Here is a 25,572-nt window from a genome sequence, read left to right as displayed (position 1 = left end):
GGTCAAGGCCACCCTGTGGGTTCACGCGGACCGGGTAGGCTCGCCCGGTCAGCGATATGAGGGAGTGACCTGGGAATGACGACGCCCGGCAATAACGGCGAGCCCACGCCGAGCGCGCCAGAGGGCGACGACGACCCCTTCGGCTATCTGTACGCCGACGGTCAGGCGAACGGCGCCACGCCCCCGGGCGGAGGCGGCGGCTACGGCTACCCGGGTCCCGGCTCCCGCTCCTCGTACTCGTACAACCAGGTCCGCACGGTCGGTGAGCGCCAGTACGGGCAGCAGCCGACCGCCGCGTACGGCCAGGCGCAGGTGCCGCCGCAGCAGCCCTACGGCGAGCCGAACGCCCACTACGCGGCGCCCGAGACCCAGCCCGGCGGGATGCCCCCGACGACGCGTCCCGTGCCGCAGGCCGGGGGCGGCGGCCGGGGCCGCGGGCCCAACACCAAGGGCCTGCTGATCGGGGCGATCGCCGTGGTCTGCACCGTCGCCATCGGGATCGGCGCCGCGATGCTCTTCGGCGGCGACGACAAGAAGGACGACGGCTCGCAGGCGGGTTCGTCCCCGTCGGCCGCCGACTCCGTGAAGCCGAGCGAGAAGCCGTCCGACGAACCCAAGGACGACGCAGAGCTCCCCGAGACCGACGCCAAGGCCCTCAAGCTGGACGGCGGCACCAGCACGGCCTCCGACATCAAGGGCGCGAAGGCCGCGGGCGGGGTGTACGTGGCAGGGCTCGACAAGGTCGGCGCCCAGGTCACCTGGACGGTCAACGGCATCCCGAAGGACGGCACGTACAAGCTCTGGGTGAGCTACGGCGTGCCCGGCAAGGACGCCAACGCCAACGTCCTCGTCAACGGCAAGAAGCAGACCCGCCCGCTCAACATGGAGAACTTCGCCCACGCCAAGGAAGGCGACTGGGAGAAGGGCTGGACCAAGACCTGGGCGATCGTCCAGCTCAACAAGGGCACCAACACCCTCTCGCTGGCCTGCGACCAGTCCAACATCTGCGGGGCGAACCTCGACCAGATGTGGCTGGCCGAGGGCGAGGGCTGAGCGTCCGGCGTCCGCTACAGCAGCGCCAGGAACCCCCGCACCGTCCCCGCCATCGCCTCGCGCGCGGGGGCGAGGTACTTGCGGGGGTCGACGCCCTTCGCGTCCCCCGCGAGGTACTCCCGCACCGCGCCCGTGAACGCGGTGTTGAGCGCCGTACCGACGTTGATCTTCACCATGCCGGACGCCACCGCCTGCCGTATCTCCGCGTCCGGCACGCCACTTGAGCCGTGCAGGACGAGGGGGACGGGGACGGCGTCGCGCAGGGCGGCGATCAACGCGTGGTCCAGGGCCGCCGTGCGCTCCGTCATCGCGTGCGAGGAGCCGACCGCCACCGCGAGGGCGTCCACGCCCGTGTCGGCGACGTAGGCGGCCGCCTCCGCGGGATCGGTCCGCACCCCCGGGGCGTGCGCGTCCAGCGGGGCCTCGCCCTCCTTGCCGCCGACCTTGCCGAGCTCGGCCTCGATCCAGATGCCCCGCTCATGGCCCCAACGGACCGCGTCCGCCGTGGCCTTGACGTTGTCCCCGTAACTCATCTTCGACGCGTCGAACATCACCGAGCTGAAGCCCTCGGGGTGCGCCGCCCGCAGCAGGTCCACGTCCATCACGTGGTCCAGGTGCAGGGAGAGGGGCGCGGCGGAGGCGCGGGCCACCGCCGTCGCCGCCGCGGCGATCGCGGAGAGCCCGGAGGGGCCGCCGCCGTGGAACTTCACGGCGTTCTCGGAGACTTGGAGGATCGCGGGGGCGCCCGCCTGCTCGGCGCCGTGGGCGATCGCCTCCGCGTGCTCCAGAGTGATCACGTTGAAGGCGGCGACGCCGCGCCCGGAGGTGCGCGCGTCGGCGACGAGTTCGCCGGTGGATACGAGTGGCACGTTCTCCCCAATTCCCGGGCCGCAGGGGCCCGTTCACTCCCGGCCGCGCGGGGCCGTCAGGTCTCCGCCGGTCGCGTCGGTCAGGTCACCGCTATCCGCGTCAGCAGGTCTTCGTACGTCGGCGGGTCGAACTCGCCCGCCACGGGCGCCGCCACCGTGGCCGCCGAGAGGGCCACCGCGCGGGACAGGCGCCCGGGCCACGGGAGTTCCTCGACCAGGCCGGAGAGCAGGCCCGCGACCGCGGAGTCGCCCGCGCCCGTGGGGTTGCCGCGCACGGGGCCGGGCGGGGCCGCCTGCCAGCTGCCGTCCGGGGTCACCGCGAGCAGCCCCTCGGTGCCGAGCGAGGCGACGACGGAGTGCGCGCCCCTGCGGCGGGCGTCGCGGGTGGCCTGGGCCGGGTCGTGGGAGCCGGTGAGCTCGGCGAGTTCGTCGGCGTTCGGCTTGACGATGTCGGGGCGGGCGGCGACGCCGCGGCGCAGCGGCTCGCCGCTGGTGTCCAGGAGGACCGGCACGCGGGCGGACCGCGCCGCGCGCACCAGGAGGCCGTACGCGCCCACGGGCACCCCCGGCGGCAGGCTGCCGCACAGGGCCACGGCCGCCGCGTCGCGCACCAAGTCCTCGTAGGTGTCGAGGAACGCGGTCCACTCGTCGGCGGTGACCGTCGGGCCCGGCTCGTTCAGCTGCGTGGTGTCGCCGCTCGCGGAGTCGACCACGGCGACGGTGCGGCGGGTGGGGCCCGCGACGGGGACGAGGGCGTCGGTGAGGCGGGTGTCGGTGCGGCGGGCCGCGTCGCCCGCGAGGTGGGCGCGCAGGGTGGCGCCGGTGTCGCCGCCGGCGAAGCCGGTCACCGTCACGTCGTGGCCGAGCGCGGCGAGCACCCGGGCCACGTTCAGGCCCTTGCCGCCGGGCCGTTCGGTGACCTCGGTGACGCGGTGCGAGGCGTGCGGGGTGAGGGCGGGGACGCGGTAGGTGATGTCGAGGGCGGTGTTCAGGGTGACCGTGAGGATCACTGCACTTCACCCCCGAGACCGAGAACGCGTGAACTCACGTACCCACGTACTCACGCATGAACTCACGTACTCACGTACGACGTGCTGGCTGCACCGGAGGCGATCATGCCAAAAAGAAGGCGGCTGGCCCAGACCTCCGGACCAACCGCCTGCCGTTCATACGGCGTTCAACATGAGCTGAAATCACCCAAGTTGGGGCTGAACCACCCATTCGCCCTTGCGGAGCACGCCCTTGAGCACGAAGTCCGCGTCCAGGACCACGACGTCGGCGTCCTTGCCGGGCTCCAGGGAGCCGACCCGGTCGTAGACGCCGAGGAGCTTCGCCGGGTTCGCGGAGATCGCCCGGACCGTGTCCTCGACGGAGATCCCGTCGACGGTGACGGACCGCTTGAAGGCCCGGTCCAGGGTGAGCGTCGAGCCCGCGATGGAGCCGCCCTCGACGAGCCGCGCCACGCTGTCCTTCACCTCGACCTCCAGCGGGCCGAGCATGTACCGCCCGTCGCCGAAGCCGGCGGCGTCCATGGCGTCGGTGATGAGCGCGGTCCGATGGGCCCCCGCGTGGTGGAAGGCCAGCTCGAAGGCGGCGGGGTGCAGATGCGTGCCGTCGTTGATCAGCTCGACGGTGATCCGCTCGTCCTCGAGGAGGGCGGCGATGGGCCCGGGGGCACGGTGTCCGAGGGTGGGCATGGCGTTGTACAGATGCGTGGCGACGGTGGCGCCCGCGTCGATGGCCTCCACGGTCTGCTCGTACGTGGCGTCTGTGTGCCCGATCGCCGCGATCACGCCGTGCTCGGCGAGCAGGCGCACCGAGTCGATGCCGCCCGGCAGTTCGGTGGCGAGCGTGACCATGCGGGCCTGGCCGCGGGCGGCGTCGACGAGCTTGCGCACATCGGCCGGGTCGGGGTCGCGCAGGAGCGTCTCGTCGTGGGCGCCCTTGCGGCACGGCGAGATGAACGGGCCCTCGAAGTGGATGCCCGCGATCTCCCCCTGCTCGGCCAGCTCGGACAGGAGCCCGGCGCGCTGGGTCAGGAAGTCCATCTGGCCGGTGACGAAGGAGGCGACGACGGTGGTGGTGCCGTGCAGCCGGTGGGTGTGGACGCCGGTGAGGATGTCGTCGACGGTGCCGGAGGTGAAGGAGGCGCCACCGCCGCCGTGGTTGTGCATGTCGACGAAGCCGGGGACCAGCCAGTGGCCGGTCAGGTCGAGGACCTCGGCGTCCGCGGGCGCGGCGCCGGCGATCCTGCTGCCCTCGACGATGACGCGGCCGTTCGGAACGGTACCGGTGGGCAGGACCACCTGAGCCCCGGCGAGAACCTTGCTAGTGGCCATCAGGTGGTTACCTCCGTGGGGTGGGGGGAGTGCGGACTGACCAGGTCCCAGGCGAGCAGACCCGCGCCCAGGCACCCGGCGGTGTCCCCGAGCGCCGCGGGGACGATCTCGGGGAGCGTCTGGAAGGTCACGATGCGGCGCGCGACGGCCGCCCGGAGCGGTGTGAACAAGGTTTCCCCGGCCTCGGCGAGCCCGCCACCGATGATCAGGGTGTTCGGGTCCAGCAGAGTGAGGGCGGTGAGCAGCCCGTCGGCGAGCGCGTCGACGGCGTTCCGCCAGACCTCCTGGGCGCGCGGGTCGCCGGACTCCACGGCCTTGGCGCAGTCCGCCGCGTCCGCGTCCGGGTCCCCGCTCGCCTCGGCCCAGGCCAGGCTCACGGCGGAGGCGGAGGCGAGCCGCTCCAGACAGCCGCGCTGCCCGCAGCCGCAGGGGGGCCCGTCCGGGCGTACGACGATGTGGCCGATCTCGCCCGCGGAGCCGTGTGCGCCGGGCTCGATGGCGCCGCCGATGCCGATGGCCCCGGCGATCCCGGTGCCGAGCGGCACGAACAGGAACCGGTCGGCTCCCTTCCCCGCCCCGATCCGCCCCTCGGCGAGGCCGCCGGAGCGGACGTCGTGGCCGAGGGCGACGGGGAGGCCGTCCAGGCGGGTGCTGAGGAGCTCGCGCAGGGGGACGTCGCTCCAGCCGAGGTTGGAGGCGTAGACGGCGATGCCGCGGTCGGCGTCGACGATGCCGGGCACGGCGACGCCGGCCGCGGCCGCGGGTTCGCCGAACGCCTGCACGCCGTGGGCGCGGAGGTCCTCGGCGAACCCGAGGATCGACTCGACGACCGCGTCGGGGCCGCGGTCCCGGCCGGTCGGGCGGCGGGACTCGTGCAGCAGGGTGCCGTCCGCCCCGACCAGGGCGGCCTTCATTCCGGTGCCGCCCACGTCGAGGGCGATGACATGTTTCACGGGGGACAGTCTCGCGCCGGGACCGCGAAAGGTCTAGTCCACTTTGGGCGCGGGTTGCGGGTCGAAGGTCCATTCCCCGATCCCGCCCCTTCCCGAATCCGGCGACTCCGTCGCCCCTGGGGCGCTCTCCTGGGGCTTTGCCCCTAGACCCCCTTATCGGCCTGGACGGCCTCGTCCTCAATCGCCGGACGGGCTGAGAGGCCAGCCCGTCCGGGGGTCTGGGGGCGGAGCCCCCTGCGCGCGCGGAGCGCGCCAATAGATGCAGCCGGGAAGGGGCGGGATCTAGATGCAGCCAGGAAGGGGCGGGATCGGGGGAAAGAACCGCCGGAGGCTCCGCGCTAGCTCAGGATCACGCTGCGCGTCAGGTTCCGCGGGCGGTCCGGGTCGAAGCCCCGGGCCTCCGCGAGCGCCACCGCCAGCCGCTGCGCACGCACCAGATCGGCCAGCGGATCCAGCTCACTGGTCACCAGCTCCCCGCCCACCCGGGCGACGTCCCCCGCGAGCCCCTCAGGAAGCTCCCCGAACATCCACGCCACCCGCCCGGGCCCGGTGATGGAGATCGGCCCGTGCCGGTACTCCATCGCCGGGTACGACTCCGTCCACGCCCCCGCCGCCTCCCGCATCTTCAGCCCCGCCTCGAGCGCGAGCCCGTACGTCCAGCCCCGCCCCAGGAACGTCCACTGTTCCGCGCCCACCACGGCGTCGGGCAGGGGCTCCGCCACCGCCAGCTCCGCGTCCGCCGCCGCCTCGGACACGGCCTTCACACCCGGCAGCTCCCCGAGGCCCGCCCGCAGGAAGGCGAGCGCCGTCGTGGCGAAGCGGGTCTGGACGACCGACTCCTCGTCGGCCCAGTCCAGGACGGCCACCGTGTCCGCCGCCTCCATGACCGGGGTCTTCGGATCGGCCGTCAGCGCCACCGTCGGGACCGAGCCCCGCACCGCGGCCAGCAGCTCAAGGACCTCCGTCGTCGTACCGGACCGGGTGATCGCCACCACCCGGTCGTACGGGCGGCCCGCCGGGAACTCCGAGGACGCGAACGCGTCCGTCTCGCCCTGCCCCGCGGCCTCCCGCAGCGCCGCGTACGCGATCGCCATGAACCAGGACGTGCCGCAGCCGGTCACCGCGACCCGCTCGCCCGGCTTCGGCAGGCCGTCGAACTCCTCGGCGGACCGGGCCGCGCGCCGCCAGCAATCGGGCTGGGTGGCTATTTCTGCAGACGTACGCGACATGGGAGGCATGGAAGACATCGAAGACGCAGGCGACATGAGTCAAAGCTCCTTGCTGGTGCGGTACTTGAGCGTCGTGCGGGAACGAGCTGTGCTTAGCAGCCCCGGGCCCGACCGGGCAATGGGGGCACTCCGTTGCAGAAGTGATACTGGGGTGGTGTAGACCTTGTGTCGGGACGCGGGAGAAACTCGCAGTTCATGAAGTTGAGGAACAGGGTGGGACAGCAGTGCAGCGGCGCGTGACAGGGATAACCGCGGCTGGCGCCGCGCTGGGCATGGCGGCGGTCCTCGCCGGCTGCGGCGGTCCGGGCGGATCGGACGACGTGACCCTCAAGCTGGTGGCCGCCGACTACGGCGACTCCGCCGCGAACAGCTCGCAGAAGTACTGGGACAAGCTGGCGAAGAAGTTCGAGGCCGCGCACCCCAACATCAAGGTCGAGGTGAGCGTCTACTCCTGGACCGACGTGGACCGCAAGGTCAAGGAGATGGTCAAGGCGGGCGACGCCCCGGACATGGCCCAGATCGGCGCGTACGCGGACTACGCCGCGCAGAAGAAGCTCTACACCGCCGACGAGCTGCTCTCCATCGCCACGCAGTCGGACTTCCTCTCCCCCCTCGCCCAGGCCGGTGAGGTCGACCGCACGCAGTACGGCATGCCGTTCGCCGGCTCCACGCGCCTGCTCTTCTACAACGAGAAGCTCTTCAAGGACGCGAACCTCGACCCGCCGCAGAGCTGGACCGAGCTCGCCGCCGACGCCAAGGTGCTCAAGGCGCGCGGCGTGAAGTTCCCGTACGCGCTGCCGCTCGGCCGCGAGGAGGCGCAGGCCGAGACCCTGCAGTGGCTGCTCAGCGGCGGCGGTGGCTACACCGACAACGTCGGCTCGTACGACATCGACTCCAAGCTGAACGTGAAGACGTTCACGTGGCTGCGCGACGAACTCGTCGGCAAGGGCCTGACCGGCCCGACCGAGCCCGGCAAGCTGAACCGCGCGGAGGCGTTCGCGGCGTTCACACGCGGCGACGTCGGCATGCTCAACGGCCACCCCACGCTGATGAAGATGGCCGCCAAGAAGGGCGTCAAGTTCGGCATGGTGCCGATGCCCGGCGTGAACGGCAACTCCGAGGCGACGATGGGCGTCGCCGACTGGATGATGGCGTTCAAGCAGCACGGTCACCGCAAGGAGATCGGCACGTTCCTCGACTACGTCTACAGCGAGAAGAACGTCCTGGAATTCAGCCGCGAGTACGACCTGCTGCCGGTCACCACGTCCGCCTCGCAGGTGATGGCGGACGACAAGAGCAAGGCCGACCTCGACAAGTTCCTGAAGGAGCTGCCGACTTCGCGCCTCTACCCGGTGGGCCACACGTCCTGGGCCGGGGTGTCCGTCGACATCAAGAAGTACATCGGCAAGACGGTCGGCCCGAACGGCAATCCGCAGTCGACCCTCGGCCAGATCCAGCGGGCGGCCCAGGCCGAGGAGAACTCGGAATAGCGTGACTCCATGACGACCAGCGACGGCAGCACGGAGGACGGGGCCCGGGACCTGGACGCGCAGGCGCGGGCCGTCCTCGCCCTGGAGCGGCGCAACTGGCCCGGCCCCGGCGCCAAGGAGCGCGCGATCCGCGAGGAGCTCGGCATGGCGCCGGTCCGCTACTACCAGCTCCTGAACGCCCTCCTGGACGACCGGCGCGCCCTCGAGCACGACCCGGTGACGGTCAACCGCCTGCGCGCCACCCGGCAGACGCGCCGCGACGAGCGCTGAACCGGGCCGCGCAGCACGTACGACGGTGTGCCGGAAACGGCCCGTATTGCCCTGACCGGGACGTGAAAGGGTGTCGGGCGCTCCCCGGCGACGGGCAGTAAGGTCAGGCCCATGGGTGACCCTCAGTACTCCCGGCGCTCGCTGACCGTGCCCGAGCCCGCGACCGCGGCGGGCCGTGACGGCCTCGCCGCGCTGCTCGCACGCCCCCAACAGGCCGTGATCGCGCTCGACTTCGACGGCACGCTCGCGCCGATCGTGCCCGACCCCGAGCAGGCCCGCGCCCACCCGGAGGCGGTCCCCACGCTCGCCGCGCTCGCGCCGAAGCTGGGCTCGGTCGCCATCGTCACCGGCCGCCCGGCGGGCGTCGCGGTCCGCTACGGCGGCCTCGCGGGCGTCCCGGGCCTGGAACACCTCGTCGTCCTCGGGCACTACGGCGCGGAGCGCTGGGACGCGGTCACCGGCACGGTGCGCGCCGCGGACCCGCACCCCGGTGTCGCCTCCGTGCGCGCCGAACTCCCCGGATTCCTCGACGCGATCGGCGCCTGGAGCGGCATCTGGATCGAGGAGAAGGGCCGCGCCCTCGCCGTCCACACGCGCCGCGCGAAGGACCCCCAGGCCGCCTTCGACGAACTGAGCGCGCCCCTCGCCGAACTCGCCTCCCGCCACGGCCTGATCGTCGAACCGGGCCGCCTGGTCCTGGAGCTCCGCCCGCCCGGCATGGACAAGGGCGTCGCCCTCGCCGACTACGTCCGCGAGGTGGGCGCCGAGTCCGTCCTGTACGCGGGCGACGACCTCGGCGACCTCACCGCCTTCGCGGCCGTGGAGAAGCTCCGCTCCGACCGGATCGCGGGCCTGAAGGTGTGCAGCGGCAGCCCGGAGGTCGCCGAACTCACGGGCCGCGCGGACCTGGTGGTGGACGGCCCGGAGGGCGTGGTGGCCCTGCTGCAGTCGATCTCCGCTCAACTCTCCGCTCAACTCGACTGATCCGCCCCGATGTTGGGCGGGTCCGGAATGGGATTGCCGAAGTAGTCGTAGGCGGTCCCGTCGTCCCCGCCTCCGTCCACGGACCCGGCCCCGCGCGCGGGTGAGCCGTCCTTCAGGCGTACGTCGTCGGGGGCGCCCGGCGCGGCGGACCGGAGCAGCGGGTCGGCGCGGACGCCGGTGGTGTCACGGGGCTGGTCGGTGCGCCAGTAGAGGTTGTTGCGATAGGTGCTCACGGTGTCACGGATCGGGGACCCCTGGCCGGCCGCCGCCCCCACGAACACGTTGTCCTCGAACGTGACGCCCGTGGGGCCGTTGTTGGAGACGAGGGCGGTGTCGGACCGGTTGGTGACGATGGTGTTGCGGTAGATCCGCGTATTGGTGGAAGCACCGCAGACGACGGAGACGACTCCATAAGGCGAGGCCGTGTTCCGGTCGTTGACACTGATGTTGTCGTGGACGCGGTTCCCGTCGCTCACCATGCCTTCGGCGTTGCAGACGAGCAGGAAGCCGCCCTCGTTGTCGTGGCTGTAGTTGTAGCGGTAGACGTTGCGGTTGTTGCCGCCGTCGATGTCGTACGCCATGGAGTCCCGGGTCCCGTGCCCCCCGCTGACCTCGTTGTACTGGTACAGCACGTCGTCCGCGTCCCAGGCCCACACCCCGGCGTTGTAGCCGGCCGACCGCATGTTGAACCCGTCGACGAGGTTGCGCTCGACGAGGGCGCCGCGCGCCTTCTGCACGACGATGCCGTCGCCCCCGACGTCGTACACCTTGTTGCGCGTGAACTGGACGTCGGTGGACTGGATCTGACCGGCCCCGGAGGCGCGCTTCCAGGTGGAGGAGGTGGCGATGCCGGTGCGGTCGACGTGGCGGACGGTGGAGCGGTCGACGCGGATGCCGTCGAACCGGGTGGGGGTGGTGGCTCCCTTCACCGTGAAGAGGATCCCCCCACTCGGGTCCGGGTCCTTGAAGTCGGCGCCGTTGACGTCGTGGACGTCGACGCCCTCGACGACGAAGTGGTGGGCGACGCCGTAGTCGGTGAGCTCGACGTAGAGGCCCGCGCGGCGGTCGGTGGTGGTGGCGGGGCCGGTGTTGGAGAGGTCGAGGTTGCGGATCTCCCACTGCTCGGTGTTGCTGAGGAGCAGGGCGGCGCGGGCGCCTCCGCCCTCGATGTGCGGCTTGCCCGCCCTCTTGCTCCCGTAGGCGTCGATCCGCACGGGCGCCCCCTGTGCCCCCTTCCCCCGGGGCGCGAGCACGCCGTCGCACTGCGTGCCGCGCTTGAGGAGGAGGCGCTCGCCGGGGGCGTAGGTGTGGGCGCTCGCCTGGGCGAGGGTGCGCCAGGCGGTGGCGGGGGAGGTGCCGCTCGCGGCGTCGTCGCCGCGTTGGCAGTCGAGGTAGTGGGTGGTGGGGGTGCGGGGGGTGGCGGTCGCTGTGGGGGTGGCGGCTGCTGTGGCCAGGGCGGTGGCCAGGAGGAGGGGGCGTAGGGGCATGGCCCCGGAACGTAGTCGGGCACACCCTCAAGGGCCCATGGACAAACGGCGGTTGCTGTTGGACGTTACTTTTCCCCAGTCCCGCCCCTACCCGGCTGCATCTATTGGCGCGCTCCGCGCGCGCAGGGGGCTCCGCCCCCAGACCCCCGGACGGGCCGGCCTCTCAGCCCGTCCGGCGATTGAGGACGAGGCGCGTTCAGCGCCGATAGCGGGGGCTGGGGGCGCAGCCCCAAGAGGCCCGCCCAGGGGCGACGGAGTCGCCGGACCGGGAAGGGGCGGGGTTGGGGAAGAAGCCCCGCAGGGGTCAGGCGTCCAGCGCCCGCAACTGGTCCAGGAACCACTGCCCGGGCGGCAACGCAGTCGCCGCAGCCGCAAGCCGCTTCGTCCGCTCAGCCCGCTCCTCCACCGGCATGGTCAACGCCTCATGAAGCGCCCCCGCCGTCCCCGTGACGTCATACGGATTCACGACCACCGCATCCTCCCCCAACTCCGCAAACGCCCCCGCCTCCCGCGAAAGCACCAGCACACACCCCTCGTCCGACACCACGGGAACCTCCTTGGCGACGAGGTTCATGCCGTCCCGGATGGGGTTCACCAGCGCCACGTCCGCCAGCCGGTACGCGGCGAGGGAGCGGGCGAAGTCGTCCTTGACGTGGAGGATCACCGGGGTCCAGCCCGCCGTGCCGAAACGGGAGTTGATCGACTCCGCGACCCGCGACACCTCCGCCGTGTAGTCGCGGTACACCGCGAGATCCTGCCGCGAGGGATACGCGAACGCGAGGTGCACCACCCGCTCCCGCCACTCGGGCCGCGTCTCCAGGAGCAGCTCGTACGCCCGCAGGCCCCGCACGATGTTCTTCGAGAGCTCCGTCCGGTCCACCCGGACGATCACCTTCCGGGCGCCGTCCCCGGAACCGCTCCCGGACCCGTCCCCGCCGATCTGCTCCCGCAGCCCCCCGATCCGCTCCTCCACGTCGTCCCGCCGCGACCGCTCCCGCAGGAAGTCCGCGTCGGCGCCGAGGCCGTGCACCCCGATCCGGGTGCCCGACGTCCCGCCGAGGATCCGCACGCAGCACTCCGTGAACGCGTCCGCCCACCGTGCGGTGAGGAAACCGAGCCGGTCCGCGCCGAGCATGCCGCGCAGGAGCTGCTCCGCGATGTCGTCCGGCAGCATCCGGAAGTAGTCGACGGGCGCCCAGGGGGTGTGCGAGAAGTGCCCGATCCGCAGGTCGTCCCTCAACTCGCGCAGCATCCCCGGCACCAGCGCCAGGTGATAGTCCTGCACCACCACCGTCGCCCCCGGCGCCGCCTCCTGTGCCAACGCCTCGGCGAACGCCTGGTTGTACGCCTCGTACGACGCCCAGCGGCGCCGGAACTCCGTCCCGAACGACGGCTCCAGAGGCGTCTGGTACAGCATGTGGTGCACGAACCACAGCACCGAGTTCGCGATGCCGTTGTACGCGTCCGCGTGCACGTCGGCGTCGATGTCCAGCATCCGCACCCCGGGCTCGCCGACCCCGCGCCGCACCGCCTCGCGGTCCCCGTCGCTCAGCGCCGCGCACACCCACAGCTTGTCCTCGACGACGCTGAGCGCGGAGACGAGGCCGCCCCCGCCGCGCTTGGGGGTGAGTGTGCCGTCGTCCGCCACCTCGTACGAGACGGGGCCGCGGTTGGACGCGACGAGAACCTGGGACTGTGCCGACTGTGCTGACTGCTCGGAGACCATGCAGCGAAACTAGCCTGTCCCGGAAACGCTCAAACGTGCGGACGGGAACGGCCGGACTCTTTGGCGAGTCCGGCCGTTCCCGTCCGTATACGAGAGACCGTCAGTACCTCTGCGAGATACGAGAGACCGTCAACACCTCTGCGAGATACGAGAGACCGTCAGTCCCTCTGTGAGCGTCCGTCAGTCCCTGCGGCTGCGCACCGCCGCGAGCGCCAGCACCCCGAGCCCGCACAGCGAGGCCGCGAGGCCCGCGTACAGGAGGGCGGAGGAGTCGTCGCCGGTCTCGGCCAGTTCGCCGCCGCCGGGGTGCTGCGGCGCGTGCGGGCCGGGGCGGCCCTGGACCCGCTGGGAGAGGATCGCCGTGGTGCACGGGTCGTCGCCGCCGCGCATCGTCTTGGAGCAGTTGCTGCCGGGCGCCGTCACCGTGATGACGGTGACCTCGCCGGGCGTGCAGGACACCTTGACGTTCTGCGTGATCGTGACGGTGCCGTGCGCCTTGACGTCGCCGGTCCAGGTGTAGGTCGAGCCCTTCTTCGTCACCTTTCCGCTGCTGGCGACGGGCTCCGACGAGCCGGGCTTGACCGGCCAGGACGCGGTGGCGCCGGTGCGGTCGCGGTCCGACTTGTTCTTCACCGTGATGGTGTTCTTCACGGAGGAGCAGGCGGGCGCGACCCGGGTCTGCGGGTGGGTCTCGACGGTGACCGGTGGCTGGTTCTGCGGCGGCGCGGGCTGCCGGATGAGGATCGGCGTCGTGCCGCAGTGCCGGTCGGTGCTGTCCTCGTCGCAGTTGGAGCGCGGGGACTCCACATCGACGTTGTTGCGCAGCTTTCCGTCGCCGCTGACCGGGTCGTTGACCTTCACCGAGTACGTGACGGTCGCCGTCTGCCCGGCCGGGATGTCGCCGGTGTAGCTGATCTTCGGCTCGCTGTAGGAGACCTTGCCGATGTCCGCCTTCGCGTCGTTGTTGTACGTCGCGTCGTCGAGGTTGTCGGAGAGGTCGTCGCTGAACTTGGCTGCGGGGTAGGGGAGTTTGCTGATGTTCTTCGCCTTGACCGTGTAGGTCAGGGTGTCTCCCGGCTCGACCTTCTCGGGGGAGGCGGTCTTGGTGACCTCCAGGTCGGGCACGGGGACGGAGAGCGCCAGCTGTGAGGGGACGTACACGTCGCCCGTGGTGGTGAAGGTGAGCTTGGCCGACTTGGCGCCGACCGGGATGGCTCCGTCCGGCACCCTGAACGCCTTGGCGTCGATGCTCAGGTTGTTGCGGTACTTGGGGTTGAGGGCGCCGTCGTCCTCACTGATGAAGAAGTTGTCGGTCCTGCCGGTGTGCGACTCGGTGACGGGCTTCCCGTCGACGAGGAACTGGTCGCCCTTGGTGTTCCAGTCGCCCTCGTACGCCGTGACGCTCGCGTGGATGTCGCCGTCGGTCCGGTAGAAGCCGTCGACCGGGACCGTGGTGGAGCTGTCCGCGAGGGCCTTGCTCCGGACCGAGCGCTGGATGACGTGACCGCCCCAGATGTAGACGTTGCGGCGGTCGGGCGCGTACTGGGCGTTGGGGCCGTCGTACTTGTAGACGACGGTGAGCGACCAGCCGCCGACGCAGCCCTGACCGTTCGGCGCCCAGATGTCGCCGACGGCCACCTCGACGGGGCTGCCGGTGGGCGCGCCCTTGAAGGCGTCGGTGACGTTGGCCTCGGCCGTGTAGTAGTGCGGGCCCTGGGTGGCGTTGGGGGACCTGACCGCGTTCTCCACGGTCACCCGGGACTGGGTGCCGCCGCCGACGCGGATGACCGGGCGGGTGGTGAGCGGGTCGCCGGGGGCCGGGGCGACGGGGAGGTTGCCCTCGCGGTTGAGGTCGCAGATGTTGCGGACGGTCCTGCCGAAGCGGTGCGTGCCCGCGTTGCCGCCCCAGAACAGGCGCGCGTAGTCGACCTTGGCGCCGGGCGGGATGGCCACCTGGCCCGTGCTGGAGTCGAAGGTGCCGCTCAGGCCGGCCACGTTGATGCGTTGCTCGATGAAGTTGTTGTTGTTCTTGGTGCCCTGGGACTGCTGCGTCTCCCGGCAGGAGGCGGCCACGTCGGCCGGGGCCGTCGGGCAGTCCAGGACCGTGTTGCCGATGGTCTTGAAGTCGCCGTACAGCGATTCGTCGTAGCGCTTGGCGAACGGCTCGATCACCTCGGCCGAGGCGGGTGCGGTGGCGGCGCAGAGCGCCCCGGCCGCGACGGTGACGGTGGCGAGCGTCATGCCGCCGATGCGCCGCATCGCTCTCATAACTTGTCTAACCCACATAAATGGGAAATTTAGGCAAAGCGCATGATCGTTTGCGGCTACGCCACGCCCCCACGCCCGGCGTACGGGGCCTACGCCACGCGTCTGGTCGCGTACTCCTCGATACCGGACATCGGCGGCCGCTCCTCCGTGTCCACCGCGTACGTACGCGGCTCGAAGCCGTGCTCCCCGCGCACGAACTGGGTCAGCTCGGGCCGCACCAGATGCCCGCGGGCCAGGCGCAGCTGTGCCGTCCGGTAGATCGCCGCCGCCATCCGCCCGAGCGCCTGCCCGTCCTGGTGCCGGTGCTTGCGCACCCCGACGTCGACCTGCGCGAGCGCGTCCAGGCCCACCGTGTGCAGCGCGTCGACGAGCAGGCCCAGCTCGACCCCGTACCCGACGGGGAAGGGCAGCCGCTCCAGGAGCGAGCGCCGCGCCGCGTACTCGCCGCCCAACGGCTGGACGAATCCGGCCAATTGGGGCCAGTGGAAGTTGAGCAGCGGGCGCGCCATCAGCTCGGTGACCCGGCCCCCCTGGCCCGCCGTCGTGCCGGAGGAGCGCGCATCGAACTCGGCGCCGAGCGGCCGGTCGTACATCGCCTTCACGAACTCCACGTCCGGGTCGGTCAGGAGCGGCCCGACGATGCCCGAGACGAAGTCCGCCGAGAACTCCTTGAGGTCCGCGTCGATGAAGCACACGATGTCGCCGCTCGTCACGAGGAGCGAGCGCCACAGCACCTCACCCTTACCGGGGACCACCGGAATCCGGGGCAGCACCTCGTCCCGGTGTATGACACGGGCACCTGCCTCGCGCGCGACCTTCGCGGTGCCGTCCGCCGAGCCGGAGTCGATCACCACCAGCTCGTCGACGAGCGGGGCCTTCTCGATCAGCTCGCGGCGGATCTCGGCGACGATCTCGCCGACCGTCTCCTCCTCGTCGAGGGCGGGCAGGACGACGCTCACGGTGGTGCCACCGGCCCGCTTCGCGGCGAGGAGCTCATCGAGCGGACGGTCGGCCACGGACCAGGAACGCCTGCTCAGCCAGCGCTCGACTTCTTCCAGCACGGTCAGCGGCTCCTTCGCAGAGGGTGGTGGGCGACGGGCGGGTGTGATCCATCTCGCGGTTCGGACGACTATCTCAAGGGTCCTGTCCGTCGGTTACAGTCTTGAGCAAGGCCGGTGACCATCGCATGTCGGGGGCCGCCGCCGCCCGAGAGGGCGAACCAAAGATCAACAACCGAATACCGCTCATCCAGAGGGGCAGAGGGATACGGCCCGTTGAAGCCCCGGCAACCCTCCAGCCGCCACGCGCCGGCAGGCGCAAAGTGTCACTGCGTGCGACACCGCAACTGTCGACTCGCGAGGCTCCCGGCTAGGGAAGGTGCCAATTCCGTCTCGCGGCGAAGTGCGTCGCGGGGAAGATGAGGAGAAAGGGCCTCGCCTCCATGGCTGTGCAGACTGTCGCCACCACTGGTACCACCACCCCCGTAGACCTCGGTCCGGCCTCCGGCCTCTCCTGCCGTGAGTGCGGAACCCGCTTCGAGCTCGGCCCGATCTTCGCCTGCGCCGAGTGTTTCGGCCCCCTCGAAGTCGCCTACGACCTCCCGGCCACTGGCCCGGAAGCCCTCCGCAAGCAGATCGAGGCCGGCCCCGCCAACGTCTGGCGCTACGCCCCGCTGCTGCCCGTCCCGGCCGACGTCGCCGAGAAGCCGAACCTGAACCCGGGCTGGACGAAGCTGGTCAAGGCCGACAACCTCGCCCGCGAACTGGGCGTCGCGCAGGGCAAGTTGTTCGTCAAGGACGACTCCGGCAACCCCACGCACTCCTTCAAGGACCGCGTCGTCGCGCAGGCCATCGAGGCCGCGCGCGCCTTCGGCTTCACCACCCTGTCCTGCTCCTCGACCGGCAACCTGGCCGGTGCCGTCGGCGCCGCCGCCGCCCGCGCCGGCTTCCGCTCCTGCGTCTTCATCCCGCACGACCTGGAGCAGGGCAAGGTCGTCATGGCCGGTGTCTACGGCGGTGACCTCGTCGCCATCGAGGGCAACTACGACGATGTGAACCGCTTCTGCTCCGAGCTCATCGGCGACCCGCTGGGCGAGGGCTGGGGCTTCGTGAACGTGAACCTGCGGCCGTACTACGGAGAGGGCTCCAAGACCCTCGCGTACGAGATCTGCGAGCAGCTCGGCTGGCAGCTGCCCGACCAGCTGGTCATCCCGATCGCCTCCGGCTCCCAGTTCACGAAGATCGACAAGGGGCTGCAGGAGCTGATCAAGCTCGGCCTCGTCGAGGACAAGCCCTACAAGCTCTTCGGCGCCCAGGCCGAGGGCTGCTCGCCGGTCTCCGTCGCCTACAAGGGCGGCCACGACGTCGTCCGCCCGCAGAAGCCGAACACGATCGCCAAGTCCCTCGCCATCGGCAACCCGGCCGACGGCCCGTACGTCCTGGACATCGCGCGCCGCACGGGCGGGGCCGTGGAGGACGTCGACGACGAGCAGGTCGTGGACGCGATCAAGCTGCTCGCCCAGACCGAGGGGATCTTCGCCGAGACGGCGGGCGGTGTGACCCTGGGCGTCACCAGGAAGCTGATCGAGGCGGGCGCCATCGACCCGAACCTCACCACGGTCGTGCTGAACACGGGCGACGGCCTCAAGACGCTGGACGCCGTCGCCGACAGTTCGCAGGCGACCGCCACCATCCGCCCCAGCCTGGACGCGTTCCGCGACGCGGGCCTGGCCCACTGACCCACGTACGACCGCGTCCGCAGGAAGGACCCACCCCATGAGCGTCAACGTCCGCATCCCCACCATCCTCCGCACCTACACCGGCGGCCAGGCCGAGGTCCGCGCCGAGGGCGCCACCCTCGGTGAGGTCATCGCCGATCTGGAGAAGAGCCACACGGGCATCGCTGCCCGCGTCCTCGACGACCAGGGCAAGCTGCGCCGCTTCGTGAACGTGTACGTGAACGACGACGATGTGCGCTTCGAGCAGGGCCTCGAGACCGCGACGCCGGACGGCGCGGGCGTTTCGATCATTCCCGCCGTCGCGGGCGGCTGAGCCGCGAAGGAGGTCCGGCCGCGGACTTCCGCAACAACTCTGCGTTATTCGGATTGCCCCCTCCGGGAGAAAGCGGAGGGGGCAATTCTGTGTCGTTGAGCGCGGTACAGTTGAGGAGCACGCTGTGCCGTTAGTGCCGAGCGCATATACGAAGTCGGCCGCTCGCCCGCCAGAAGTAGCCAAAGTACCTTGCCTATTTGAGCCCATTGCGGCATTTGTCGGGCCCGACTTGCCCTGAACTCCGGCAGAATCGCCGGATATTACCGATCGGGCGTGCCCAGAATTCTCGTCCGATTGACCTGTTGCAGACGGCAGTTGGGCAGATACATTCAGCCGCGGTCGACGCGTTCCGGCGCACACCCCCATCACCAATGGGGCGTGAGGTCTGACCCGGGTCCGCGAAGTGCGGTCCTGCGCAAGGGCCAGTAATAGGGGAGTTAGGCATGGCTCAGGGCACCGTCAAGTGGTTCAACGCGGAGAAGGGGTACGGCTTCATCGCGGTCGACGGTGGTGCGGATGTATTCGTCCACTACAGCGCGATCCAGATGGACGGGTACCGCACCCTTGAAGAAGGTCAGCGGGTCGAGTTCGAGATCTCGCAGGGCCAGAAGGGTCCGCAGGCGGACATGGTCAAGCTGGCCGTCGGCTGAGCTGGCGCGTCCGGCCAACTAGGCACTCACGGCGAGGGCCCGTATCCCGAGAGGGGTACGGGCCCTCGTGCGTGCGCGGGGGTTGCCGGGGCGGGCGGGGTGTCTGGGGTACGTAAGGGCGCTGTGGGCGCACCTTGCACTCGGAGGGGTCGAGTGCTAATCATTGGCGTTAGCACTCTACGAGTGAGAGTGACAGAACTTGGATCGGGCCGGTGAGGTCCGCAGACCGGGTGGGGCAAGGAACCACAAGGGCTGCAGGCCGTCCGTCGCGGGCACCAGTGCGGTCCGGATTTTCCTTCCCCAAGCTCTTGACGAGCTGGGGGAGACCCCATCTGTCCGGGAGGACCACTTCACATGGCCAAGATCATCGCGTTCGACGAGGAGGCACGGCGCGGCCTCGAGCGCGGCATGAACCAGCTCGCCGACGCCGTCAAGGTGACCCTGGGCCCCAAGGGTCGCAACGTCGTCCTCGAGAAGAAGTGGGGCGCCCCCACGATCACCAACGATGGTGTGTCCATCGCCAAGGAGATCGAGCTCGAGGACCCGTACGAGAAGATCGGCGCCGAGCTGGTCAAGGAGGTCGCGAAGAAGACGGACGACGTCGCCGGTGACGGCACGACGACCGCGACCGTCCTCGCCCAGGCGCTCGTCCGCGAGGGTCTGCGCAACGTGGCCGCCGGTGCCAACCCGATGGCCCTGAAGCGCGGCATCGAGAAGGCCGTCGAGGCCGTCTCGGGCGCCCTGCTCGAGCAGGCGAAGGATGTCGAGACCAAGGAGCAGATCGCTTCGACGGCCTCCATCTCCGCCGCCGACACCCAGATCGGCGAGCTCATCGCCGAGGCCATGGACAAGGTCGGCAAGGAAGGCGTCATCACGGTCGAGGAGGCCCAGACCTTCGGTCTGGAGCTGGAGCTCACCGAGGGCATGCGCTTCGACAAGGGCTACATCTCGGCGTACTTCGCCACCGACATGGAGCGTATGGAGGCGTCGCTCGACGACCCGTACATCCTGATCGTCAACTCGAAGATCGGCTCGGTCAAGGACCTGCTGCCGCTCCTCGAGAAGGTCATGCAGTCCGGCAAGCCGCTGCTGATCATCGCCGAGGACGTCGAGGGCGAGGCCCTGTCGACCCTGGTCGTCAACAAGATCAAGGGCACCTTCAAGTCCGTCGCCGTCAAGGCTCCGGGCTTCGGCGACCGCCGCAAGGCGATGCTGAACGACATCGCCATCCTCACGGGCGGCGAGGTCATCTCCGAGGAGGTCGGCCTCAAGCTGGAGAACGCCGGTCTGGAGCTCCTCGGCCGCGCCCGCAAGGTCGTCATCACCAAGGACGAGACGACCATCGTCGACGGCGCCGGCAGCAGCGACCAGGTCCAGGGCCGGGTCAACCAGATCCGCGCCGAGATCGAGAACTCGGACTCGGACTACGACCGCGAGAAGCTCCAGGAGCGCCTGGCGAAGCTCGCGGGCGGCGTGGCCGTCATCAAGGCCGGTGCCGCGACCGAGGTCGAGCTCAAGGAGCGCAAGCACCGCATCGAGGACGCCGTGCGCAACGCCAAGGCGGCCGTCGAGGAGGGCATCGTCGCCGGTGGTGGCGTGGCCCTGCTGCAGGCTTCCTCCGTCTTCGAGAAGCTCGAGCTCGAGGGTGACGAGGCCACCGGTGCCGCCGCTGTGAAGCTGGCCCTGGAGGCCCCGCTGAAGCAGATCTCCGTGAACGCCGGCCTCGAGGGTGGCGTCATCGTGGAGAAGGTCCGCAACCTCACCCCCGGTCACGGCCTGAACGCCGCGAACGGCGAGTACGTGGACATGATCGCCGAGGGCATCATCGACCCGGCGAAGGTGACCCGCTCTGCCCTGCAGAACGCCGCCTCCATCGCCGCGCTGTTCCTCACCACCGAGGCCGTCATCGCCGACAAGCCGGAGAAGGCCGCCGCGGCCGCTCCGGGCGGCATGCCGGGCGGTGACATGGACTTCTGAGCCCCCGAGGTTCAGTAGTTCATGGCATGACCCGCAGTACCCGCAGTACCTGTAGTACCCGCTTCACGTCGAGGGCGGCACCCCTTCTCCCAGGGGGGTGCCGCCCTCGGCGCGTGGTGCGGGGGCTGCGGGGCCTGGCGGGCTTGCGGTGGAGTGAACTCCAACTCCTAAGGTGCGGTCATCTTCGGTCTTCGGCCTCTGGCCTCTGGCCTCTGGCTTCGGGCTTCGACGGACCGCTTCGGCAAGGGAGTTCACCATGCGCTATCGCGTTCTCGGCGGCACCGGCATCGAGGTCAGCACCTACTGCCTCGGCACGATGATGTTCGGTGCCATCGGCAACCCCGACCACGACGCGTGCGTGCGCGCCGTCCACACCGCGCTCGACGCGGGCATCAACTTCGTGGACACCGCCGACATCTACTCGGCCGGTGAGTCCGAGGAGATCACCGGCAAGGCGCTGCGCGGCCGCCGCGACGACGTCGTGCTCGCGACGAAGGCGCACTTCCCGATGGGCGGCGAGGGCCCGGGCCGGGGCGGGAACTCGCGGCGCTGGATCGTGCGCGCCGTGGAGGACAGCCTGCGCCGCCTCGGCACCGACTGGATCGACCTCTACCAGATCCACCGCCCCGACCACACGACCGATGTGGAGGAGACCCTCGGGGTGCTCGGTGATCTCGTACGGGAGGGCAAGATACGGGCCTTCGGGTGCTCGACCTTCCCCGCCGAGGACATCGTCGAGGCCCACCACGTCGCGGAGCGGCGCGGGCTCATGCGCTTCCGTACTGAGCAGCCGCCGTACTCGATCCTGGCCCGCGGCATCGAGAAGTCCGTCCTCCCGACCGCCCGCCGCCTCAACATGGGCGTCCTGACCTGGGGGCCGCTCGCCTCCGGCTTCCTCTCCGGCAAGTACCGCACGGGGCTGCCCGTGGACCTCGAAGGCAACCGCGCCAGGCTCAACCGGCAGCGGTTCGACCCGGCCGTCCCCGGCAACGCCGAGAAGCTGGCCGTCGCGGAGCAACTGCACGAGCTGGCCGGGGAGTTGGGCTGCACCCTGCCCGAGCTGGCGGTGGCCTTCCCGCTCGCGCACCCCGCCGTCACCTCGGTGATCCTCGGCCCGCGCACCCAGGAGCAGCTGGAGCTGTTCCTCAAGGGCGCCGCGCTCACCCTCGACGACGCGACGCTCGACCGCATCGATGAGCTGGTCCCGCCGGGCACCGACCTCTACCGGGCCGACGGGGCCTGGACCCCGCCCGCCCTCACCGACACGGCGGGGCGGCGGCGCCCGGCGGGGGACCGGGCCGCGGCCTGAAGGGTGCGTGCGGGGGTTCGGCGCGCTGGGGTTCAGAGCGTCAGGGCCAGGAAGCCCAGCAGGTAGGCGAGGGCGAAGACGATGGGGACCCACTGCTCCACGTACGAGATCTGGAGGTACTTCCTCGGGTCCCGGCCCTCGCCGAGGAAGCCCCACTCCGCGCGTGAGTAGGCGTACGCGGGCAGCCGCTCCTCCAGGGCGCCGATGACCTGCCACTTGACCTTGTTGAGCTGGCGGTAGGAGCGCACGAGGACGAACCACGAGATGCACATCGTCAGCAGGATCACGAACCCGGGCAGCAGCAGCCACACCGAGATCCCGTCGCGCAGCTCGGGGGCGGCCGTGGCGAGCACGGTGACGAGGACGCTGTTGGCGGTGAGGAAGAACGTGTTGGAGACGCTGCGGCGCGCGCTGGAGCGGTCGGCCAGCTCCACGCACAGCTTGTACTGCTCGAAGACGGCGGTCCGGTAGCGGTCGGAGGAGTCGGACTCGCGGTAGTCGGCCGGGCCTATGGACTCGTTCCAGAGGGCGTCCCGCATCTCGGTCATAGCGGAATGATGCCGCGCAACTCCCTTGCCCCACCAGACCCTTGGGAATCGTTCAGCGGTCGGTCGTCGGTCGTCGGTCGTCGGTGGTCCGTCGTCCGTCGTCGGCTGTCGGCCGTCGGCTAGGGTCCGGGACATGAGTACGAGCGCCACGGCCGCCACCGCCATCGCGGTGACCGGGCACATGGACCTGGCCGGGCCGGCCGTGCCGCTCGTACGGGCGGAGCTGGCACGGCTGCTCGCGCCGTGCGCCGGGGCCGGGCTCACCGGTCTGTCCTGCCTGGCGGCGGGCGCCGACGCGCTGTTCGCGGACGCGGTGCTGGCGGCGGGGGGCCGGCTGGTCGCCGTCATCCCGTCGCGGGACTACCGCGCCGCGCAGGTCACGCCGTCGTACGCCGCGGACTTCGACCGGCTGGTGCGGGCGGCGGCCGAGGTGGCGGTCATGCCGTACGAGACGGCGGGCCGGGACGCGTACGAGGCCGCCAACCGCGCCCTGCTCGCGCGCGCCGACCGGCTCGTGGCCGTGTGGGACGGGACGCCGCCCACCGGGAAGGGCGGGGGCACCGCCGATGTGGTGGGCGCGGCACGGGAGTTGGGGCTGCCGGTGGATGTGGTGTGGCCGCGGGGGGCCCGGCGCGGCGCCTAGAGATGCTGCTGGGCGCGGCGCCTAGAGATGCTTCCGGGCGCGGCGCCGAGGGGGATGCCCGGCGCCGCGCCCAGGGGCAGGGGTGCTCGGCGGGTCAGACCTTCGCCGCTTCCGGGGCCGGGGCCGCCGGGCGCAGGGAATCCGCTCCCTCGGCCTGTGCCGCCGCCGGCTCGCCCGCGGCTGCTTCCTGGGGGTCCGCGTTCAGGTCCACCAGCATCTGCTTGCTGAAGCCGAAGAAGTACGTGGTGAAGAAGCCGACCAGGTAGCCGACGAGGAGGCCGCCGCCGTAGATCGCGGCGGTGAGGCCGAGGCCCTTGTTGCCGTCGAGGAGGGGGAACAGGGCCCAGCCGGACGGGCCGATGGCCGTCGAGCCGACCTTGTCGCCGAGCATCGAGAAGGCGCCGATGAACGCGCCGCCCGCCGCGCCGCCCACGCACGCCGTGATGAAGGGGCGGCCGAGGGGGAGCGAGACGCCGTAGATGAGCGGTTCGCCGACGCCCAGGAAGCCCGCGGGGAGGGCGGACTTGATCGTCGTACGGATCGACTTGTTGTGCTTGAGGCGCTTGAAGACCGCGATCGCGCAGCCGACCTGGCCCGCGCCCGCCATCGCCAGGATGGGCAGCAGAACGGTGTAGCCCTGCTGCTCGATGAGGGTGGTGTGGATCGGGATCAGCGCCTGGTGCAGGCCCAGCATGACCAGCGGCAGGAAGAGGCCGCCGAGGACCAGGCCCGCGAAGGCGCCGGTGTTGTCGAGGAGCCAGTTGGCGGCCGTGCCGATGCCGGTGGAGACCTCGCCCGCGAGGAACATCAGGCCGAAGATCGTGACGAGGCCGGAGATGAGGACCGTGAGGGTGGGGGTGACCAGGACGTCCACCGCCTCCGGCACCCACTTCCTGCACCACTTCTCGATGTAAGTGGCCAACACCGCCGCGCCCAGTGCGCCGAGGACACCGCCCTGGCCCGGGGAGAGCTTCTGCCCGAACGCCTCGATGTCGGCGACGCCCGCGTACACGATGATGGCCGCGACCGCGCCGCCGAGGATCGGGGTGCCGCCGAACTCCTTCGCCGTGTTGAAGCCGACGAACACCGCGATCAGCGCCATGAATCCGGAGGCGATGGCGGCGAGGGCCGGGGTGATGGCGGGCAGCCACCCCAGGTTGATGAGGAGGCCGTTGATGCCCGCGATGATGCCGCAGCCGATGAGGGCCGGGATGAGGGGCACGAAGATGTTGGCGATGCGGCGCAGGAAGAGCTTGAACGGGGTGGCGTTCTTCTCCTTCCGCGCCGCCTTGATGGCCGCGCCCTGAGCCGCCAACTCATCGGCGGTGAGGGTGTGTTCGGCGGTGGCTGAGGGCTCGGCCGAGCGGCCCTCCGCCACCAGGGCCTCGAACTCCGGCGTGACCCGGGCGACCTTCCCGGGGCCGAGGACGATCTGGTACGTGTCGTCCTCGACCACGCCCAGCACGTCCGGCAGCGCCTTCAGCGCCTCGTCCTGGACCAGGGAGCGGTCGGCGAGGCCCAGGCGGAGCCGGGTCATGCAGTGGGCGACGGTGGTGACGTTGGCCGCCCCTCCCACGAGGGGGAGGATCGCGGCGGCGGTGGCGCGGTTCTTGTCTGTGCTCATGGTGCGGCCTTACGCGGTGCGGTGGACCCGAGGGCCCGGGTGGGTCAACTGGTGCTCTGGGGGCGGGCGTTGGACAGGGCCGCGCGGAGGTGGCCCTTCGACTCCGTCAGCAGGCGGGCGGCCGTCGGGCCGTCCACATCGCCGAGGATCGTGAGGATCGCGTTCTTCACCTCCCCGTCCGTCGCGGCGAGTGCGGCCTCGATGGCGGCGTCGTCGGCGCCCGTGGCCAGGGAGACGATCCGGCGGGAGCGGGCCTGCAGCTTCTCGTTCGAAGCGCGTACGTCGACCATCAGGTTCCCGTACGTCTTGCCGAGCCGGATCATCGTGATCGTGGAGAGCATGTTGAGGACGAGCTTCTGGGCGGTGCCCGCCTTCAACCGGGTGGAGCCGGTGAGGAGTTCGGGGCCGACGACGACCTCGATGCCGTGGTCCGCGGCGGCGGCCAGGGCGCTGTCGGCGTTGCAGGAGAGCCCGACGGTGAGCGCGCCGTACCGCGCCTTCGCGTGCTCGACGGCGCCGATCGCGTACGGGGTGCGGCCGGAGGCGGAGATGCCCACGACGGTGTCGTCCGCGGTCAGGTGCAGGGCGTCCAGGTCCGCGGCGGCCAGCTCCTTGCTGTCCTCCGCGCCCTCGACGGCCGTGACCATCGCGCTCGGGCCGCCCGCGATCAGGCCGACGACCTCGTCCGGGCCGGTGTTGAAGGTGGGCGGGCACTCGGAGGCGTCGAGCACGCCGAGGCGCCCGGCGGTGCCCGCGCCCGCGTAGATCAGGCGGCCGCCGCGGGCCATGCGCTCGGCGGCGCCGTCGATGGCGGCGGCGATCGAGGGGAGCTGGGCGGCGACGGCGGTGGGGACGCCGGCGTCCTCCCCGTTCATGATCCGCGCGATCTCCGGCGTGGGCAGCCGGTCGATCTCGGAGAGCTCCGGCCGGAACGCCTCGGTGGTGAGGGTGTCCAGCTGGGCGCGCAGCTCTCCGTAGTTCTCCCCGGGGGCGGCGGCGTCGGTGGTGGAGGTCATGGCGTGCGGCTCTTTCTCAGTACGGGGGAGGGGTGAGGGTCTCGGGTCCGGTCCGGGGTGGGCCATGGTCAGCGGCCCGGTCCGGTC

22 protein-coding genes and 1 riboswitch are annotated in these 25,572 nt (G+C 71.1%); of the genes, 10 read left to right on the top strand and 12 right to left on the bottom strand.

Going from position 1 to position 25,572, the window contains the following annotated elements; translation table 11 throughout:
- Window positions 1-75 precede the first annotated feature (75 nt).
- Complete coding sequence (locus ACFWYM_RS15825; RefSeq protein ID WP_384836109.1) at window positions 76-1,053, top strand: carbohydrate-binding protein; 978 nt, start codon at window positions 76-78, stop codon at window positions 1,051-1,053.
- Between the two features lie 14 nt (window positions 1,054-1,067).
- On the opposite strand, the gene ACFWYM_RS15820 is transcribed toward ACFWYM_RS15825, so the two are convergent.
- The 5 genes from ACFWYM_RS15820 to ACFWYM_RS15800 all read right to left on the bottom strand — a co-directional run bounded on the left by ACFWYM_RS15820 (window position 1,068) and on the right by ACFWYM_RS15800 (window position 6,443).
- Window positions 1,068-1,922 carry a ketose-bisphosphate aldolase gene (locus ACFWYM_RS15820; RefSeq protein ID WP_384836106.1) on the bottom strand — a complete coding sequence of 285 codons (855 nt, stop codon included), beginning with the start codon at window positions 1,920-1,922 and terminating at the stop codon, window positions 1,068-1,070.
- An 80-nt stretch (window positions 1,923-2,002) separates the two neighbouring features.
- Window positions 2,003-2,932 carry a 1-phosphofructokinase family hexose kinase gene (locus ACFWYM_RS15815; RefSeq protein WP_384836103.1) on the bottom strand — a complete coding sequence of 310 codons (930 nt, stop codon included), beginning with the start codon at window positions 2,930-2,932 and terminating at the stop codon, window positions 2,003-2,005.
- Between the two features lie 183 nt (window positions 2,933-3,115).
- Entirely contained in the window at window positions 3,116-4,261 is a 1,146-nt protein-coding gene (gene nagA / locus ACFWYM_RS15810) for an N-acetylglucosamine-6-phosphate deacetylase (protein ID WP_384836100.1), read from the bottom strand.
- A complete protein-coding gene (locus ACFWYM_RS15805; RefSeq protein ID WP_384836097.1) occupies window positions 4,261-5,214 on the bottom strand; it encodes an ROK family protein in 954 nt (317 codons plus the stop codon). Before ACFWYM_RS15805 ends, nagA begins: the two co-directional genes overlap by 1 nt.
- Before the next feature lie 338 nt (window positions 5,215-5,552).
- Window positions 5,553-6,443 (bottom strand): SIS domain-containing protein, encoded by an 891-nt coding sequence (locus ACFWYM_RS15800; protein WP_384836094.1) that lies wholly within the window; start codon window positions 6,441-6,443, stop codon window positions 5,553-5,555.
- 272 nt (window positions 6,444-6,715) lie between these two features.
- Here ACFWYM_RS15800 and ACFWYM_RS15795 point away from each other — a divergent pair, with 272 nt between their 5' ends.
- The 3 genes from ACFWYM_RS15795 (at window position 6,716) to otsB (ending at window position 9,187) form a co-directional block, all read left to right on the top strand.
- Window positions 6,716-7,933 (top strand): ABC transporter substrate-binding protein, encoded by a 1,218-nt coding sequence (locus tag ACFWYM_RS15795; protein ID WP_384836246.1) that lies wholly within the window; start codon window positions 6,716-6,718, stop codon window positions 7,931-7,933.
- 9 nt (window positions 7,934-7,942) lie between these two features.
- On the top strand, window positions 7,943-8,203 hold the full coding sequence (locus tag ACFWYM_RS15790) for a DUF3263 domain-containing protein (RefSeq protein WP_384836091.1): 261 nt from the start codon (window positions 7,943-7,945) through the stop codon (window positions 8,201-8,203).
- Between the two features lie 111 nt (window positions 8,204-8,314).
- Window positions 8,315-9,187, top strand: a complete 873-nt coding sequence (gene otsB / locus ACFWYM_RS15785; protein WP_384836088.1) for a trehalose-phosphatase — start codon at window positions 8,315-8,317, stop codon at window positions 9,185-9,187.
- Here otsB and ACFWYM_RS15780 read toward each other — a convergent pair.
- The 4 genes from ACFWYM_RS15780 to ACFWYM_RS15765 form a co-directional block, all read right to left on the bottom strand.
- Window positions 9,175-10,674: a right-handed parallel beta-helix repeat-containing protein gene (locus ACFWYM_RS15780; RefSeq protein WP_384836085.1), complete on the bottom strand. Its 1,500-nt coding sequence runs from the start codon at window positions 10,672-10,674 to the stop codon at window positions 9,175-9,177. The two genes, otsB and ACFWYM_RS15780, sit on opposite strands and share 13 nt — an antisense overlap.
- Before the next feature lie 304 nt (window positions 10,675-10,978).
- Complete coding sequence (locus ACFWYM_RS15775) at window positions 10,979-12,400, bottom strand: trehalose-6-phosphate synthase (protein ID WP_384836082.1); 1,422 nt, start codon at window positions 12,398-12,400, stop codon at window positions 10,979-10,981.
- Between the two features lie 180 nt (window positions 12,401-12,580).
- The gene (locus ACFWYM_RS15770) at window positions 12,581-14,668 is read right to left on the bottom strand and encodes a hypothetical protein (RefSeq protein WP_384836080.1); all 2,088 of its coding nucleotides are present in this window, start codon (window positions 14,666-14,668) and stop codon (window positions 12,581-12,583) included.
- Window positions 14,669-14,757: 89 nt separating this feature from the next.
- Window positions 14,758-15,729 (bottom strand): glucosyl-3-phosphoglycerate synthase, encoded by a 972-nt coding sequence (locus ACFWYM_RS15765; RefSeq protein WP_384836077.1) that lies wholly within the window; start codon window positions 15,727-15,729, stop codon window positions 14,758-14,760.
- Between the two features lie 180 nt (window positions 15,730-15,909).
- A riboswitch (SAM riboswitch) is annotated at window positions 15,910-16,092 on the top strand.
- A gap of 17 nt (window positions 16,093-16,109) precedes the next feature.
- Between ACFWYM_RS15765 and thrC the strand changes: the two genes are divergently transcribed.
- The 5 genes from thrC to ACFWYM_RS15740 all read left to right on the top strand — a co-directional run bounded on the left by thrC (window position 16,110) and on the right by ACFWYM_RS15740 (window position 21,654).
- Window positions 16,110-17,405, top strand: coding sequence for a threonine synthase (gene thrC / locus ACFWYM_RS15760; RefSeq protein WP_384836074.1), 1,296 nt, complete (start codon window positions 16,110-16,112; stop codon window positions 17,403-17,405).
- Window positions 17,406-17,442: 37 nt separating this feature from the next.
- Window positions 17,443-17,718, top strand: coding sequence for a ubiquitin-like small modifier protein 1 (locus ACFWYM_RS15755; RefSeq protein WP_384836071.1), 276 nt, complete (start codon window positions 17,443-17,445; stop codon window positions 17,716-17,718).
- A 443-nt stretch (window positions 17,719-18,161) separates the two neighbouring features.
- Window positions 18,162-18,368, top strand: a complete 207-nt coding sequence (locus tag ACFWYM_RS15750; protein ID WP_003967346.1) for a cold-shock protein — start codon at window positions 18,162-18,164, stop codon at window positions 18,366-18,368.
- 354 nt (window positions 18,369-18,722) lie between these two features.
- Window positions 18,723-20,345, top strand: a complete 1,623-nt coding sequence (groL, locus tag ACFWYM_RS15745; protein ID WP_384836068.1) for a chaperonin GroEL — start codon at window positions 18,723-18,725, stop codon at window positions 20,343-20,345.
- Between the two features lie 256 nt (window positions 20,346-20,601).
- Complete coding sequence (locus ACFWYM_RS15740) at window positions 20,602-21,654, top strand: aldo/keto reductase (protein ID WP_384836065.1); 1,053 nt, start codon at window positions 20,602-20,604, stop codon at window positions 21,652-21,654.
- A 32-nt stretch (window positions 21,655-21,686) separates the two neighbouring features.
- On the opposite strand, the gene ACFWYM_RS15735 is transcribed toward ACFWYM_RS15740, so the two are convergent.
- Window positions 21,687-22,202 carry a hypothetical protein gene (locus ACFWYM_RS15735; protein ID WP_384836062.1) on the bottom strand — a complete coding sequence of 172 codons (516 nt, stop codon included), beginning with the start codon at window positions 22,200-22,202 and terminating at the stop codon, window positions 21,687-21,689.
- Between the two features lie 133 nt (window positions 22,203-22,335).
- Between ACFWYM_RS15735 and ACFWYM_RS15730 the strand changes: the two genes are divergently transcribed.
- Entirely contained in the window at window positions 22,336-22,845 is a 510-nt protein-coding gene (locus ACFWYM_RS15730; protein WP_384836059.1) for a hypothetical protein, read from the top strand.
- Between the two features lie 94 nt (window positions 22,846-22,939).
- Here ACFWYM_RS15730 and ACFWYM_RS15725 read toward each other — a convergent pair whose 3' ends face one another.
- Together ACFWYM_RS15725 and murQ are read right to left on the bottom strand one after the other, a co-directional pair.
- Window positions 22,940-24,469 (bottom strand): PTS transporter subunit EIIC, encoded by a 1,530-nt coding sequence (locus ACFWYM_RS15725; protein ID WP_384836056.1) that lies wholly within the window; start codon window positions 24,467-24,469, stop codon window positions 22,940-22,942.
- Between the two features lie 44 nt (window positions 24,470-24,513).
- On the bottom strand, window positions 24,514-25,485 hold the full coding sequence (gene murQ / locus ACFWYM_RS15720) for an N-acetylmuramic acid 6-phosphate etherase (RefSeq protein ID WP_384836054.1): 972 nt from the start codon (window positions 25,483-25,485) through the stop codon (window positions 24,514-24,516).
- Window positions 25,486-25,572 lie beyond the last annotated feature (87 nt).

It is taken from the genome of Streptomyces sp. NPDC059009 (assembly GCF_042740175.1).
GTDB lineage: Bacteria > Actinomycetota > Actinomycetes > Streptomycetales > Streptomycetaceae > Streptomyces.
Note: the sequence above shows the minus strand (reverse complement) of the source record. Positions and strands in the feature narration are given on the sequence as shown.